General features: G+C 71.2%; 11 protein-coding genes. 2 read left to right on the plus strand and 9 right to left on the minus strand.

The annotated features are described in order from the left end of the window. Positions 1 to 37 precede the first annotated feature (37 nt). Positions 38 to 901, plus strand: coding sequence for a PhzF family phenazine biosynthesis protein (locus QSK37_RS38245; RefSeq protein WP_285630838.1), 864 nt, complete (start codon positions 38 to 40; stop codon positions 899 to 901). A 4-nt stretch (positions 902 to 905) separates the two neighbouring features. Here QSK37_RS38245 and QSK37_RS38250 read toward each other — a convergent pair whose 3' ends face one another. The 7 genes from QSK37_RS38250 to QSK37_RS38280 are packed head-to-tail and all read right to left on the minus strand — an operon-like array spanning position 906 to position 11,575. After that, positions 906 to 3,860, minus strand: coding sequence for a glycoside hydrolase family 3 C-terminal domain-containing protein (locus tag QSK37_RS38250; protein WP_285630840.1), 2,955 nt, complete (start codon positions 3,858 to 3,860; stop codon positions 906 to 908). 12 nt (positions 3,861 to 3,872) lie between these two features. Continuing rightward, entirely contained in the window at positions 3,873 to 5,198 is a 1,326-nt protein-coding gene (locus tag QSK37_RS38255) for a GH1 family beta-glucosidase (RefSeq protein WP_285630843.1), read from the minus strand. After that, positions 5,195 to 7,513 (minus strand): alpha-xylosidase, encoded by a 2,319-nt coding sequence (gene yicI / locus QSK37_RS38260; RefSeq protein ID WP_285630846.1) that lies wholly within the window; start codon positions 7,511 to 7,513, stop codon positions 5,195 to 5,197. Before yicI ends, QSK37_RS38255 begins: the two co-directional genes overlap by 4 nt. A 9-nt stretch (positions 7,514 to 7,522) precedes the next feature. After that, on the minus strand, positions 7,523 to 8,362 hold the full coding sequence (locus tag QSK37_RS38265) for a carbohydrate ABC transporter permease (RefSeq protein ID WP_285630848.1): 840 nt from the start codon (positions 8,360 to 8,362) through the stop codon (positions 7,523 to 7,525). After that, on the minus strand, positions 8,359 to 9,279 hold the full coding sequence (locus QSK37_RS38270; RefSeq protein WP_285630851.1) for a carbohydrate ABC transporter permease: 921 nt from the start codon (positions 9,277 to 9,279) through the stop codon (positions 8,359 to 8,361). Before QSK37_RS38270 ends, QSK37_RS38265 begins: the two co-directional genes overlap by 4 nt. A 7-nt stretch (positions 9,280 to 9,286) precedes the next feature. Beyond that, positions 9,287 to 10,576: an ABC transporter substrate-binding protein gene (locus QSK37_RS38275; RefSeq protein WP_285630854.1), complete on the minus strand. Its 1,290-nt coding sequence runs from the start codon at positions 10,574 to 10,576 to the stop codon at positions 9,287 to 9,289. Between the two features lie 9 nt (positions 10,577 to 10,585). After that, positions 10,586 to 11,575 carry a LacI family DNA-binding transcriptional regulator gene (locus QSK37_RS38280; RefSeq protein WP_285631127.1) on the minus strand — a complete coding sequence of 330 codons (990 nt, stop codon included), beginning with the start codon at positions 11,573 to 11,575 and terminating at the stop codon, positions 10,586 to 10,588. A gap of 281 nt (positions 11,576 to 11,856) precedes the next feature. On the opposite strand from QSK37_RS38280, the gene QSK37_RS38285 reads away from it, so the two are divergent. Then, positions 11,857 to 13,296 (plus strand): RNA polymerase sigma factor, encoded by a 1,440-nt coding sequence (locus QSK37_RS38285; protein ID WP_285630856.1) that lies wholly within the window; start codon positions 11,857 to 11,859, stop codon positions 13,294 to 13,296. Here QSK37_RS38285 and QSK37_RS38290 read toward each other — a convergent pair. Together QSK37_RS38290 and QSK37_RS38295 are read right to left on the minus strand one after the other, a co-directional pair. Next, a complete protein-coding gene (locus QSK37_RS38290; protein WP_285630859.1) occupies positions 13,251 to 13,574 on the minus strand; it encodes a hypothetical protein in 324 nt (107 codons plus the stop codon). The genes QSK37_RS38285 and QSK37_RS38290 overlap by 46 nt on opposite strands. Next, the gene (locus tag QSK37_RS38295) at positions 13,571 to 14,509 is read right to left on the minus strand and encodes a hypothetical protein (protein WP_285630862.1); all 939 of its coding nucleotides are present in this window, start codon (positions 14,507 to 14,509) and stop codon (positions 13,571 to 13,573) included. Before QSK37_RS38295 ends, QSK37_RS38290 begins: the two co-directional genes overlap by 4 nt. Positions 14,510 to 14,518: the final 9 nt, after the last annotated feature.

Raw genomic sequence — 14,518 nt, forward strand, 5'->3', positions numbered from 1 at the left:
TAGACGCGATGTCATCGTAGGGGGCAGACTCCTGGGCATGAACGACACGGCACCGGAGATTCTGCGTTACACCGCCTTCGACGTGGACGGCGAGGGCGGCAACCCCGCCGGGGTCCTCCTCGACGCGCGAGGGATGGACGACACCCGAATGCAGGAGATCGCCGCGGAGGTGGGGTTCTCCGAGACGGCCTTCCTGACGCATGACGGGGGCGACGGTGAGCGCCGCTTCCGAGTTCGATACTTCAGTCCGCTGGCCGAGGTGGCCTTCTGCGGGCACGCGACGATCGCCACCGCCGTCGCCCTGGCCGAGCGGCAGGGGACCGGCGACCTGCGGTTCCTCACCCCCGCCGGCGAGATCGGGGTCGAGACGCGGGCGGCGAACGGCCGGATCCTCGCCACGCTGACAAGCGTCGCCCCGGCCGTCCGCGAGGCCGGCGACGCCGACCTCGCCACCGCACTGACGGCCCTGCGCTGGAGCGCCGAGGACCTCGATCCCCGGCTGCCGCCGCGCATCGCGAACGCGGGCAACGATCACCTGGTCCTCGCCGCGTCCTCCCGCGCGCGGCTCGCCGACCTCGACTACGACCAGGAGGCGCTCGGCGACCTCATGGCGCGTCGTGGCTGGACGACCGTGCACCTCGTGTGGCGGGAGTCCGAGACCGTCTTCCACGCACGCGACCCGTTCCCGCCGGGCGGCGTCGTGGAGGACCCGGCCACCGGCGCCGCCGCCGCGGCCTTCGGCGGATACCTGCGGACCTTCGGCCTCGTCGAACCTCCCGCCCGGATCACGATCCATCAGGGAGAGGACATGGGCCGGCCGAGCCGCCTGCTCGTCGACGTGCCTCCCGAGAACGGCAGCGGTGTCAGGGTGAGCGGAACCGCGGCCTTGATCCCCGGCTGAGCGGTCACCCGGCTCCCCTCAGGGAGAAGGTGCTGAGTCGCAGGTCGCCGTGGAACACCAGGTAGACGTCGTGACGGCCTTTCGCGCCGTGCAGCGCGGCGGTCGTGGTCGCGTACTCGTAGACGTCCCCGGTGCCGCCCACCGTGGCGGTGCCCGCGAGCGGCCCGGCCGGCGAGTCGAGGTGGACCTCGATGGAGCCGCTGCCGGCACTCGCCGCCGAGCCGGTGAAGGTCGCCGCGCCGGCGCCGAGCGACACGTCGGCGAACCTCAGCCAGTCGCCGTCGGCCGCGCCGACCGCGTCACCGCGCTCCTTTGTCTCGTCGACGAGACGGACGCCCCGGTAGTCGTCGAAGTCGACCGCGCGGGTCGTTCTCGTCAGGTCGCGCGCCGGGATGGTCTCACCGTTCAGGCGCAGCGCGGCCCGCTGCCGGATGTCGGCCGACGACGCGCCCACGAGCACGTCGTACGCCGAGGTCTCGACGACGTTCCTGTCCCGCGTGACGTCCCAGTGCGCCAGGTCGGAGGTATTGAACGTCAGCCGTACCGTCGTGCTGCGGCCCGCGTTCAGACGCACCCGCTGGAAGGCGCGCAGCTGCCGGGCCGGCTCCTTGTCGCGGGAGGTCCGCTGGTGGGTGTACAGCTGGACCACCTCGTCACCGGCGCGCCTGCCGGTGTTGGTGACCCTGACGGTGGCGGTCACCCGCCCGCCGGCCGCGCTCACCCGCAGATCGTCGTAGCGGAACGTCGTGTACGACAGGCCGTGGCCGAACGGGTAGAGCGGCGTGCCCCGGTAGTACTGGTACGTGCGGTCGGACTTGATGATGTCGTAGTCGAGGATGTCCGGCAGGTCGCCGTCGGAGCGGTACCAGGTCTGGGTGAGCCGTCCCGCCGGGTCGCTGTCGCCGAAGAGGGTGTCGGCGATGGCGTGCCCGGTCTCCGCGCCGGCGTGCGTGGTCCACAGGATTCCCGGGACGTTGGCCTGCTCCCAGTTCAGCGTGGTCGGGTAGCTGTTCTCCACCACCACGATCGTGTGCGGGTTGGCCGCGCGCACCGCCTTGATCAGATTCTCCTGGCTCTCGGCGAGGGCCATCGTGGTGCGGTCGTGCGCCTCCCGGCCGTTGATGAACGGCATGCTGCCCACCACGACGACGGCGGCGTCCGCGCCCTTGGCCGCCTTGACGGCCTGGTCGGTGCCGCTGGCGATGAGGTCCTTGCTGAAGTGCGACGCCTCGTCCTTGGTCGCCAGGACGAGCGTGCCGTCGGCGCCGGCCTTGAGGTACTTCTTGTCGCCGTACCAGGACTCGTCCGTCTCGTAGCCGGCGTACCGCAGCAGGTAGCCGCCGTCGTCCTGCTTCTCCAGCGTGAACATCTGCTGGACGTACCAGCCGTTCGGCTGGGCCTGGTCGTTGACGATCGTGTCGCCCCAGTCGTGCCGGCCGGCGTACCTGCCGTTCGCGACGCTGCGCAGGGTGAGCTTGCCCTGGCCCCAGTCGAAGACGTCGAACTGGGTGGTGCTGTCGGCGCTGGTGGCGCTCTCCTTCAGCGCGGCCCCGGACGCGCCCGTCCCGGCGGTGATGTACTTGCCGGTGCCGACGTCCTTGAGCGCGATCCGGTCGGCGCCCTCGCTGTCGGTGACGGTGCCGGCGGAGCCGAGCCTTTCCCTGATCCCGGCGAGCGGGGTGACCGTGTACGGCAGCGCGGCGGAGTACCAGTCGGTGTAGAGGGTGTTCTCCAGCGGGCCGACCACCGCGACCTTCGTGCCGGTCCGGGCGCTCAGCGGCAGGGCGTGGCCGGAGTTCTTCAGCAGCACCGCGGCCTGGTCGGCGGTCTGGCGGGCCAGTTTCCGATGGGCCGGGCTGTCGATCACGTCCGCGCCGATCCCGGCGTACGGCCCGCCGTCCGGGTCGAAGTCTCCCAGCCGCACCCGGATGCTCAGGATGTGCCGCACCGCGGTGTCCACGTCGGACTCCTTGAGCAGTCCCGTGGACAGCGCCTCCTTGACGGCCGTGGTCGTCGGGCCCGCGTTGGTGTCGTCCGTGGTGAAGCTGTCCAGACCCGCCTTGAGAGCCGCGGCGTCACCCGCGGCCAGGGTGGGGTAGTACTTCTCGCTCCCGACCAGGTTGTTCGGGGCCCCGGCGTCGCTGACGTTGAGCAGGTCCCGCCCGGTCCACTTCCGTACGACGTCGTTCAGGTCCGGGTCGACCGTGTCGGGCCGCCCGTTCACCAGGTTGTAGGACGCCATGACGCCGGTGGCCGCGTCGGCCGAGATCGCGGCGGAGAACGCCTTCTGGTCGTACTCGTTCTCCACCCGCGGCCGCAGGTCCGAGGAGGTGGTGTCCCGGTTCGCCTCGTTGTTGTTGGCCAGGTAGTGCTTGAGCACCGGCGCGGCCCTGAGATGGTCCGGGTCCGGTCCCTCGATGCCGGAGCCGTACGCCGTGGAGATCGCGCCGGTCAGGTACGGATCCTCGGAGTACCCCTCCTCGTTACGGCCCCAGCGGGGGTCGCGGAGCAGGTTGACGACGGGCGCCCACAGTTGCAGTCCCCACACGTCCGGGTCGATCGTGTGGTACCCGCGAGCCTCGTCACCGACGGCCGAGCCGACCTGCTTGATCAGCGCCGGGTTCCAGGTCGAGGCCAGGCCGACGGCTTGGGGGAAGACCGTGCCCCGCGCGGTGACGACGGCGCCGCCGTTGTGGATGTCGGTGGACCAGGCGACCCCGTGCAGCGCCTCGGTGCCCGTCTTGAACGCCTTGATCCCCAGACGGGGAATGGCCGGCTCGTACTGGTGGAGCAGCGAGACCTTCTCGTCGAGGGTCAGCCGGCCCAGCAGGTCGTCGACGCGGGCGTCGAGCGACAGCTTGGGATTCTGGAAGGGATAGGTGGTCTGGGCATGGGCCGGAGCGCCCAGCCCGACGACGGCCAGCAGGACCGCCGTCAGGGCTCGTCCGACTAATGACACGGTGACGACCTCCTAGTAGTCGAAGGGTCTGCCGGCGATGTGGTCGCGGTACCAGTGGGCGCTGTCCTTCCAGGTGCGCTCCTGGGTGGCGTAGTCGACGTGGACGATGCCGAAGCGCTTGGAGTAGCCGTGCGCCCACTCGAAGTTGTCCAGCAGCGACCAGACGAAGTAGCCGCGCACGTCCGCGCCGGCCTTCATCGCCCGGCCGACCGCCGCGAGGTGGTCGCGCAGGTAGTCGATCCGCCGCTGGTCGTGGATCCGCCCGCCGGCGTCGATCTGGTCGTCGAACGCGGCGCCGTTCTCGGTGATCATCAGCGGCATGTCCGGGTGGTCCCGGTGCAGGCGCAGCAGCAGGTCGGTCAGGCCGGTCGGGTCGATGCTCCAGCCCATCTCCGTGTACGGCCCGGGCTGCCGGACGAACTCCACGTCGTCGCAGCCCACCCACGGCGACGCGGCGCCGTCGCCGTGCCCGTCCGCGGTGGCGCGCGGCGTGCCGCCGTTCCACGGCCGTACGAGCGTCGGCGTGTAGTAGTTCACGCCGAGCACGTCCAGCGGCGCCGCGATGGTCGCCTCGTCGCCGTCGCGTACGAAGGACCAGTCGGTGATCCGAGCCGTGTCCTCCAGGAGGTCGGCGGGGTACGCGCCGTCGAGCATCGGCCCGAGGAAGACCCGGTTGGCCACCGCGTCGACCCTGCGGGCGGCCTCGGCGTCGCCCCGTACGTGGTGCAGGTTCAGCGTGACCGACACGCGGCCCGGCAGCACCCGCGCGGCCAGGCCGTGCGCGAGGTTGAGGTGGTGCGCGGCGGCGAGCGCCGCCGCCGGCTCGGTGCGGCCCGGGGCGTGCACGCCCGACGCGTACCCGAGGAAGGCCGAGCACCACGGTTCGTTCAGCGTCGTCCAGGTGTGCACCCGGTCGCCGAGCGCGGCCCCGATCCGCTCGGCGTACTCGGCGAACCGGTACGCGGTGTCGCGCGCCGGCCAGCCGCCGGCGTCCTCCAGCGACTGCGGCAGATCCCAGTGGTACAGCGTGGCGACCGGCGCGATGCCGCGCTCCAGCAGCGCGTCGACGAGCCGCGAGTAGAAGTCGATCCCGCGCCGGTCGTGGATCCGCGGCCACGCGATGGAGAACCGGTACGCGTCCAGGCCGAGCGCGCTCATCGTCTCCACGTCCTGCGCCCAGCGGTGGTAGTGGTCGGTGGCCACGTCACCGGTGTCGCCGTCGCGTACCCGGCCCGGCGTGTGGCTGTAGGTGTCCCAGATCGAGGGCACGCGGCCGTCCTCGTCGGCGGCCCCCTCGATCTGGTACGCGGCCGTGGCCGCACCCCATACGAAGCTCATTCAGCGACTCCCCTCACGGTGATGGCGCCTGCGTGGCTCCCCACCAGCAGGCCCTGTTCGTGTTCCGTCGTCGTGCCGCCCTCCACCGACACCGCGGCGGGCCGTACGCCCGGCAGCAGCAGCCGCCATCGGCCCGCGCCCTCGGCGGCGACCCGGACGACGTCGCCGTCGCGGGTGGTCGTGAACGTGGCCGCGGTCTCCCCGTTCGGGCCCGGGACCTCGGTCGTCACCCGGGCGCCGTCGGGCAGCGCGTACGCGTGCAGGGTGACGCCGTCGGCGTGGTCGTAGTCCGGCCGGTCGTCCACCGCGCCGAACGGGATCACCGAGCCCGGCCGGGCCAGCAGCGGCACGGACGAGAACCCGTGCCGCTCGCGGACCCAGCGCCCGCCCGCGACCGGCTCGCCGGTCAGCACGTGCGTCCAGGTGCCCTCGGGCACGTAGTAGGCGATCTCGCCGTCCGCGGAGAGGACCGGCGCGACGAGCAGGTCGCCGCCGAGCATGTACTGGCGTTCGAGGTGGGTCATGGCCGGGTCGCCGGGGAACTCCAGCACCATCGCCCGCATCATCGGCAGCCCCTGCCCGTACGCCTCGCGCGCGACGCCCAGCAGGTACGGCATGAGCCGTGCCTTCAGCCGGGTGAACACCCGCAGCACGTCGACCGCCTCCTCGTCGAACAGCCACGGCACCCGGTACGACGAGCTGCCGTGCAGGCGGCTGTGCGAGGACAGCAGGCCGAAGGCGATCCACCGTTTGAACAGTGCCGGGTCCGGCGTGCCCTCGAACCCGCCGATGTCATGGCTCCAGTAGCCGAAACCGGACATGCCCAGCGACAGGCCGCCGCGCAGGTTCTGGGCCATCGCCTCGAACGTGGACTCGCTGTCGCCGCCCCAGTGCACCGGGAACGCCTGCGAACCGGCCGTGGCCGAGCGGGCGAACAGCACGGCCTCGCCCTCGCCGCGGCGCTCGCGCAGCAGCTCGAACACGGTCTCGTTGTAGAGATACGTGTAGTAGTTGTGCATCCGCTCCGGATCGGAGCCGTCGTGGTGGACGACGTCGGTCGGGATCCGCTCGCCGAAGTCGCTCTTGAAGCAGTCGACGCCCATGTCGAGGAGCGCCGCCAGCTTTTCGGCGTACCACTCGCGCGCCGCCGGGTTGGTGAAGTCGACCACGGCCAGGCCGGGCTGCCACTTGTCCCACTGCCAGACGTCGCCGTTCGGCCGTCTCAGCAGGAAGCCGCGTGCCCTTCCCTCGGCGAACAGCGCCGAACGCTGCGCGATGTAGGGGTTGATCCAGACGCAGATCCGCAGGCCCCGCGCCCGCAGCCGGTCCAGCATGCCGCGCGGGTCGGGGAAGGCCCGCGGGTCCCACTCGAAGTCGCACCAGTGGAACTCGCGCATCCAGAACGTGTCGAAGTGGAAGACCGAGAGCGGCAGGTCCCGCTCGGCCATCCCGTCGATGAAGCCGGTCACCGTCTCCTCGTCGTAGGAGGTGGTGAACGACGTGGACAGCCACAGCCCGTACGACCAGGCCGGCAGCCGCGCGGGCCGCCCCGTCAGCGCGGTGTACCGGCGGAGGACGTCCTTCGGCGCGGGACCGTGGACGACCAGGTACCGCATCGTCTGGCCCGCGACGCTGAACTGCGTGCGCGACACGTTCTCGGCGGCCACCTCGAAGGACACGTGGCCCGGGTGGTCGACGAACACGCCGTAGCCGGCGTCCGTGAGGAGGAACGGCACGTTCTTGTACGCCTGCTCGCTGGCCGTCCCGCCGTCGGCGTTCCAGATGTCGACGCTCTGGCCGTTCCTGACGAGCGGGCCGAACCGCTCGCCGAGCCCGTACACGTGGTGGTCGACGCCCAGGTCGAGCTGCTCGCGGATGTGGTGCCCGTCCGGCGTCTCCATGATGGCGGTGCTCTTGGCGCCGTTCCCGGTGAGGACGCGGCCGCCGGCGGAGAACTCCACGCGCCACGGCCCGGTGCGGGCGACCCGTACGGACAGCGCGCCGGAGGTGAGGACCGCGGCGTCCTCGTCGACCGACACCACCGCTTCGGCGTCCTCCTCGCGCAGCGCGAACCGGGGCCCGCGCGGCTCCTCACCGGCGAAGTGCGTGATCGTCACGGAGATCACGTCCGGCATGGGGGAGGAGTACGTCAACGTGATCGCCGGCCCCCTGAGCAGGTCGCCCCGGTGCCGGATCGGCTGCGTCGGCGCGTGCACGGTGAACGAGCCGGGCCCCGTCTCGACGTCGAGGACCCCGTTCGGGTAGGAGGCCTGAACGCCGTCGCGCAGCATCCAGTAGCCGTCGGTGAACTTCAACCCAGCCCCTTACTTCGCCGAGCCCACGGTGATGCCGCGGGTGAGAGTGCGCTGGAAGATCAGGAAGAACACGATCGCGGGGAGGACGCCGAGCAGCGCGGACGCGCTGGTCGTCGTGGCGTCCATCATCTTCTGGCCCTGCAGGACGCCGAGCGCCACCGGCACGGTCTGGTTCTCGTTGGAGACGAGGAAGACCAGCGGGAGGAAGAACTCGTTCCAGGTCCAGATGAAGAAGAAGACGAAGAGCACGCCGAGCGTCGGCCGGCTGATCGGCACGACGACCCGCCACAGGATCCGCAGCCGGCCCGCGCCGTCGATCCGGGCCGCCTCGAGGAGCTCGCGCGGGAACGCGGACAGCACCGAGGACAGCAGGTACGTCCCGAACGCGGTCTGGATCGCGGTGAAGATGATGACCACGCTGAGCCGGGTGTCGTACAGGCCGGCCTTCTTGGAGATGAAGTACAGCGGGTAGACGAGGACCTCCTGCGGCATGGTGTTGGCCAGCAGGAAGACCACCATGATGGAGACCCGCCCCCGCACCCGCCCGATGCCGAGCGCGTAGGCGTTCAGCACCGACAGGACCACCGCGAGCACCGCCACCGAGCCGCTGATCAGCACGCTGTTGACCAGCTTGCCGCCGAAGTCGACGCGCTCCCAGAAGTCCTTCAGGCCCTGGAGGTACACGCCCTTCGGCAGGCTGAGCGGCCCGTGCGAGGAGTACTCCGCCGGCGTCTTGACCGCGTTGAGGGCGATGATGACGAACGGCAGGAGCATCACCACCGCGAGCACGATGAGCGAGACGAGGACCGCGTACGACCCCGGCGTCCGTCTGCGCGCCATGACCGTCATCGGTTCGCCTCCTCGGCGCGGGCCTGCCGCCGCAGGAACACCACGGTCAGCACGACGGTGATCAGCGTCAGCACGGTCGCGATCGCGGCGCCGTACCCGACCTGCGTCTTCTCGAAGAAGTTCTGCCAGGAGTAGAAGGCGGGCACTCGCGTCGCGTTGCCCGGTCCGCCGCCCGTCAGGATGTAGACCTTGTCGAAGCTCTTGATCGCGGCCACCGTGCAGATCAGCAGCACGACGTACAGCTCGGGCCGGATCTGCGGGATCGTGATGTACCAGAACCGCCGCCACCACGACGCCCCGTCGATCTCGGCGGCCTCGTGCAGCGCGGGGTCGATGCGCTGCAGACCGGCCATGAACACGACCAGCGGGAAGCCGATCTGCACCCAGACCATGACGCCCATGACGGTGTAGAGCGCGAGCTTCGGGTTCCCGAGCCAGTCCTCGCGGAGCGAGCCGAGACCGACCGCGCGCAGGGTCTCGTTGAGCGCGCCGTCGTCGGGCGCCAGGATCCAGGCCCACACGATGCCGGCGACGGCGAACGGCAGCACCTGCGGCAGGTAGACGCACGCCCGCAGCACCGAGGCCGTCCGCGGGCCGAACCTGCGGCCGATGACGTCGAACAGCGCGGCGGCCAGCACCAGCCCGATCGCGGCCGGGACGATCGCCATGGCGACGACCAGGGCGACGTTGTGCCCGAACGAGGCCCAGAAGTCGCCGTCGGCCAGCAGCTTCGTGTAGTTGCCCGCCCCGGCCCAGCGGGGACTGCCGATGCCGTCCCACGTGGTCAGGCTGATGCCGATGTTCATCACGAACGGCACCAGGATGACCGCGACGAACAGCGCGCCGCTGGGGACCAGGTACACGGCGTAGGTGAGCTCGCGGCGCCGCCGTGCGGCGGGCGTCTGCGTCTGCCTCATGGGTGGCTCAGTGGCCGACGTTCGACAGGTTCTCGTCGTACGGCTTGGCGAACGAGTCGAGCACCTGGGCGGGCGAGGACGTGCCGTTCATGAGCTTCTGCGTGCCGGCCACGAGCACGTCGTAGTAGCCGGGCGCCGGCCAGTCGGGGTAGAAGCCGAGCCCGTCGTTGGTCACGAGCGTGCGGTAGTTCTCGATCAGCTTCTTGTTCTTCGGGTCGGTGACCCCGGCCGGGTCGGCGTCGACCGGGACGCCGCCGTTGTTCGCGAGCAGGTTCTGGATGTCCTTCTTCATCGTGATGGCGATGAAGTCGTAGGCGAGCCGCTTGTTGGACGAGCCCTTCGGCACCACCCACAGGTTGCCGCTCGAACCGAGCGTCATCCTGGTGCCGGGCCACAGGAACGTGTCCCAGTCGAAGTTCTTGATCTCCTTCTCGAAGCGGCCGTACCACCAGCTTCCGGAGAAGAACATCGGGTTCTTGCCGGACATGAACGCCGTGCCCGCGGCCTCGGCCTTGGTGCTCACGGTGCTCTTGGCGATGTAGCCCTTCCGCACCCAGTCGGCGAAGGTCGTCGCCGCGTACGTCCATGCCGGATCGTGGAAGTCGACCTTGCCGGTGTAGCGCTCGAAGCGGTCCACCCACGGACGGTCGGCCCTGCTCAGGGCGAGCTGGTAGAGGTACTGCTGCGCCGGATACTCCGCGCCGCCGTTGGCCAGGGGAGTGACACCGTGCTTGACGAAGGCGTCCATCGCCGCGGTGAGCTCCTCGAACGTCGTCGGCACCTTCACGCCGTACTTGTCGAACAGCTTCTTGTTGTAGAAGACCTGGAGGTACTCCGCGTAGTTGGGCACGCCGTACCACTTGTCGCCGCCCATGACGCCCTTCGCGTCGTACTTGGCCGTCTCGGCGACGTTGGGGCTGAGCTGCTTGTCCCAGCCGCGCTTGACCACCTCGGAGGACAGGTCGGTGAGCAGGCCCTGCTTGGCGAGCAGGCCGGTGGTCGCGTTGCCCTTGTTGTACTCCAGGATGTCCGGGGCGTCCTTGGAGTTGAGCACCATCGGCGCGGTCTTCTGGATCTGTTCGAAGTTCTTCTCCTCGAACTTCACCTTCACGCCGGGATGGGTCTGCTCGAACTCCTTGATCGCCTGGTTCCACGCCACCCCCATGGCGCTGTCCGGTGTCTCGTAGTGCCAGAGTCTGAGCTCCTTGGCCGAGGAACTCGATCCGTTGCCGCCGCACGCCGACAGGGTCAGCAGGCCCACGGCGAGCGCCGCGAGCGTCTTTCCGGTCTTCAACATGGGGTTTCCTCAGGGGAGGGGCGGAGTGCTCTGCCGGACGACGAGGCGCGGCGGGAGCAGGGTCGCCGCCGGCACCTCCCGCCCGTCCAGCTTGGCCATGAGCAGGGTGACCGCCTGGGCGCCCAGCTCGTCGGCGGGAATGGCGATCGAGGTGAGGCCGAGACGCTCGGCGAGGTCGTCGGGCGCGATGGCGAGGACGGACAGGTCGTCGGGGACATGGCGGCCGGCCGCGCGGAACGCCGTCAGCAGCGGTTCGGTGGCCGGCTCGTTGTGGATGACCACTCCGGTCAGGTCCGGGTGGTCGCGGAGGAGCCCGGCGGCCGTCGACCGGGCGTCCTGAGGGTCGCAGGGCCGCACGACCGTGTGGACGCCGCGCTCGGCGGCGGCACGCTGGAAGCCCGCCCGGGTGCGCTCGGCGAAGCCGGTGCCGCGTTCGTACACGGCGGGCGGCGCGCCGATCAGCGCGATCTCGCGGTGGCCGAGGTCGGCCAGGTGCTCCGCGCACGCCGCGCCGGCCGCCTCGAAGTCCAGGTCGATGCAGGTCAGCCCGGTCGGGTCGGCCGGGAACCCGATGAGCACCGACGGCCGGCCGAGCGAACGGAGGACCGGCAGCCGTACGTCGTGCAGCTCGACGTCCATCACGATGATCGCGTCGACCAGCGCGGTGCCCGCGACGCGTTCGAGCCCGCCGACGCCCTCGTCCTGGGTCAGCAGCAGCACGTCGTGGTCGTGGGTGCGGGCGGTGGTGACCGAGGCGATCGCCATCTGCATCACCACCGGCACGTGGATCCCCGAGCGCAGGGGGACGACCAGGGCGATGACGTTCGAGCGGCTGCTCGCCAGGGCGCGCGCGCCGGCGTGCGGGCGGTATCCGAGCGTGCGCACGCTGTCGAGGACCCGGCGGCGCGTCTCTTCGGAGATGGAGCGCTTGCCGCTGAGCACGTACGACACCGTGCTCGGCGAGACGCCGGCGTGCCGGGCCACGTCAGAGATCTTCACCACGTCTCGCTCCCGCGTCGAAGCGCTTCGACTGCCGCGATGTTAAAACCGTTACATCTCGGATGCAATAGCCTTTGCCGGATTTGTGGGAGCGTTCCCACCGCAGGTCGGAGGCATTCGCCAAGTGATCTTGAGAGCGGCGGCCCGGCCCGGCGGGCGGGCGGTTCCGTGTGTTCCGGCGCAAGACATGCGTTAGTGCGGTTTTATTGGGAGGATTGTCGGCTGAAGTTGCGGATGGGGTGTGTTGGCCGCGACTCGCCTTCACTTCATGGGGAGGACACGTGGCCGGCTGGCCGAATATCGAACGAGCCGAGGACCGGTGGCTCGCGGAGTCGCTGGGCTCCGACCGGGCCGCACCGGCTCGTCTGTACGACCTGTACGCCGCGCGGCTGTTCGACTACTGCCACGTCCTGCTGCGCGACGAGCGGGCCGCCGGTCAGGCCCTGCTCGACGCGCTGCTGGCCATGCGCGAGAACGGCGGCGACCCGCGCTCGTTCCGCGGCCGGCTCTACGCCGTGACGCGCGAGGTGTGCCTGCGTCGCCGGCCCGAGGCCCCGGCCGAGCGCCGGCTCGCCACGGAGGCGACGCTCGGCACGACGGACGAGGCGACCCGGCGGCTCGTGCACGCCGCGCTACTGGTGCTGAGCGGGCGGCAGCGCGAGGTGCTCGACCTCACCCTGCGGCACGGTCTGCGCGCGGACGACCTCGCCCCGGTCCTGCGCACGTCGCCGGACGAGGCCGCGTCGACCGTCGTACGGGCCCGGCGCGAGCTGGACGACGCGTTCGCCGCGGTCCTCGTGGTGACGACCGGCCGCGGCGACTGCCCGAGCATCTCCGGGCTCGCCGGCCCGGCGGACCGGCCGCTCGACGCGCGCACCTGCGGCATCCTCGCCCGCCACATCGCCGCCTGCCCGATCTGCGGGACACGCGACGACCTGGAGGTGTCCTCCGCGCGGCTGCTGGACGCGATGCCCGTCGCGGCTATCCCCGACGACCTGCGCGAACAGTTCCTCGCGGCCACGGCCGAGGATCCCTGGTTCGCGGACGCGCGTTCCCCGCTGACGGCGGTCGCCGAGTCGGCGGCCGGCCGCGGCGAGCGGAGGGCCCCGCGCGAACGGTCACGGAGCGGCTCGCGCCTGTGGCCCGTCGCGGGCGGGGTCGCGTTGGCCGTGGCGATGGCCGGCGGCACCTTCTACGCCCTGGCCGGCTCCGGCAGCCAGAACGCCGGCAACTCCCAGGCCATGCCGTCCCGGTCCGGTGACCTGCTGTCCGGGACGCCGTCCGCCTCCGACTCCGGCGTCCCGCTGTCCGGCCGGGGCTCCACCTCACCGAGCCCGACGCCGTCCGACTCCAGCGGCACGCCCACGCCCACCCCGACGCCCAAGCACAGCAAGCCGGGGACCACGCCGGACCCGGCCTCCTCCTCCCCGGCGGCGCAGAACCCGCCGCCACCTCCTCCGGCGGGCACCCTGATGGTCTCCGGCTGCTCGATGCGCAGCCGCCGCAGCTGCACCGTCACGGTCACCGCGTCGGGCGGCCCGGTGAACTGGAGCGTCACCGGCACGAGCGACGGCCTCAGCGCGGGCGGCGGCGGCTACCTGAACGCCGGAGAGTCCGCCGGCGTCACGGCGACGCGTGACGGCGGCTGGTGCTGGGGCCACCACAGCGGCTCGGTCTACTTCTCGAACGGCGGAAGCGCCTCGGTCGACTGGAGCTGCTGACCGAGCGCCGGCCGGGAGTCTCCCGCCCGATCCTCGCGTCTCAGCTTCGCGGCGATGGCGTAGTCGATCCGTACGTCGCGGTAGACCACCGACTCGGCCACCTGGTCCGGGAGGTTCGTACGAACGCTGCCGGACGTCGACTCGGCGTCGGCGTCTCCGGTGAACTCCACGGAGGTGTCGGGAACGGCGTGGAAGCGAAGCTCCTCCGCCCGCACGGTCGCGGTGAACACGATGTCCGCCGACCGCCGCAGCCTCCGCCGGGGGTAGCGCCGGGTCACGGGCGCTCTTCCCCTCGTCGCGGGGGGCGGGCCGGGGCCCGGGTGCGTTTGGACGCCGCTTGGAGGAGCGCCCGGCCGAGCTCACGGACCGACTCCTCGGTCTCCCGGAGAGCACCCTGGAGCGCCGTCGTCTCCGCCCCTTCGTCACCGCCCGCCACCGGTCCTTCGGCCGGGCGGCCGGACCTGGGGTGTCGCCGAGCCTCCCGTCTCCACCGCGGCCTACCGCCTTCCGCTTCGCGCGGCGGCGGGCGCCCGGACGCCGGCGGTGTGGTCTCGCCCACGGACCGGACGGTCTCGCCGACGCCTCCGGCCACATCCCGGACGGCGCCTCCCGTACCTCTCCCGAGCCCGCCGACTTCGCCGCGGACGCTTTCGCTCACGCCCTCCAGCGCGCCGCCGACATCGTCGCCCACGTCTTCCAGCGCGCCGCCGGCGCCTCGTCCCACGTCCTTCAGCGCGCCCCCGGCGCCGCGTCCCACGTTCTCCACCGCGCCGCCGGCGCCTCTCCCGACGTCCTCCACCGCCCCGGCCACGCCCGTGCCGAGGTCGCCGACGGCCTGCCCGGCGCCGGCGCCGACGTCCCGTACCACCGACTCCAGGCCACGGCCGATCCGCTGAAGGATCTCGGGGTTCCGGTCGACCGTGGTGAGTACGCGGTCGACGATGTCGGCCACATTGTCCAACCGGACCTCCAGGAGCGCCTGCGCGTCCACCCCGGTGATCTCCAGGTCGACCTTGCCGAGGGACACGTCCGCGCCGACGCTGAGGTGCAGGAGGTCGAGGACGGCGGCGTTGAGGGACACATGGGCCTCGAGGTTCTCGACGTCAAGGTGAATCTCCTCGACCTTGAGGATCGGAACGTCGAGGTAGACGTCCGGTCCCTCGCCCGAGGTCCGCTTCGGTGGCGGCGCGTCATGGTGGGTGCCCTTTTTCACGGCACGTTC

This window comes from Actinoallomurus iriomotensis (genome assembly GCF_030269445.1).
Taxonomy (GTDB): domain Bacteria; phylum Actinomycetota; class Actinomycetes; order Streptosporangiales; family Streptosporangiaceae; genus Actinoallomurus; species Actinoallomurus iriomotensis.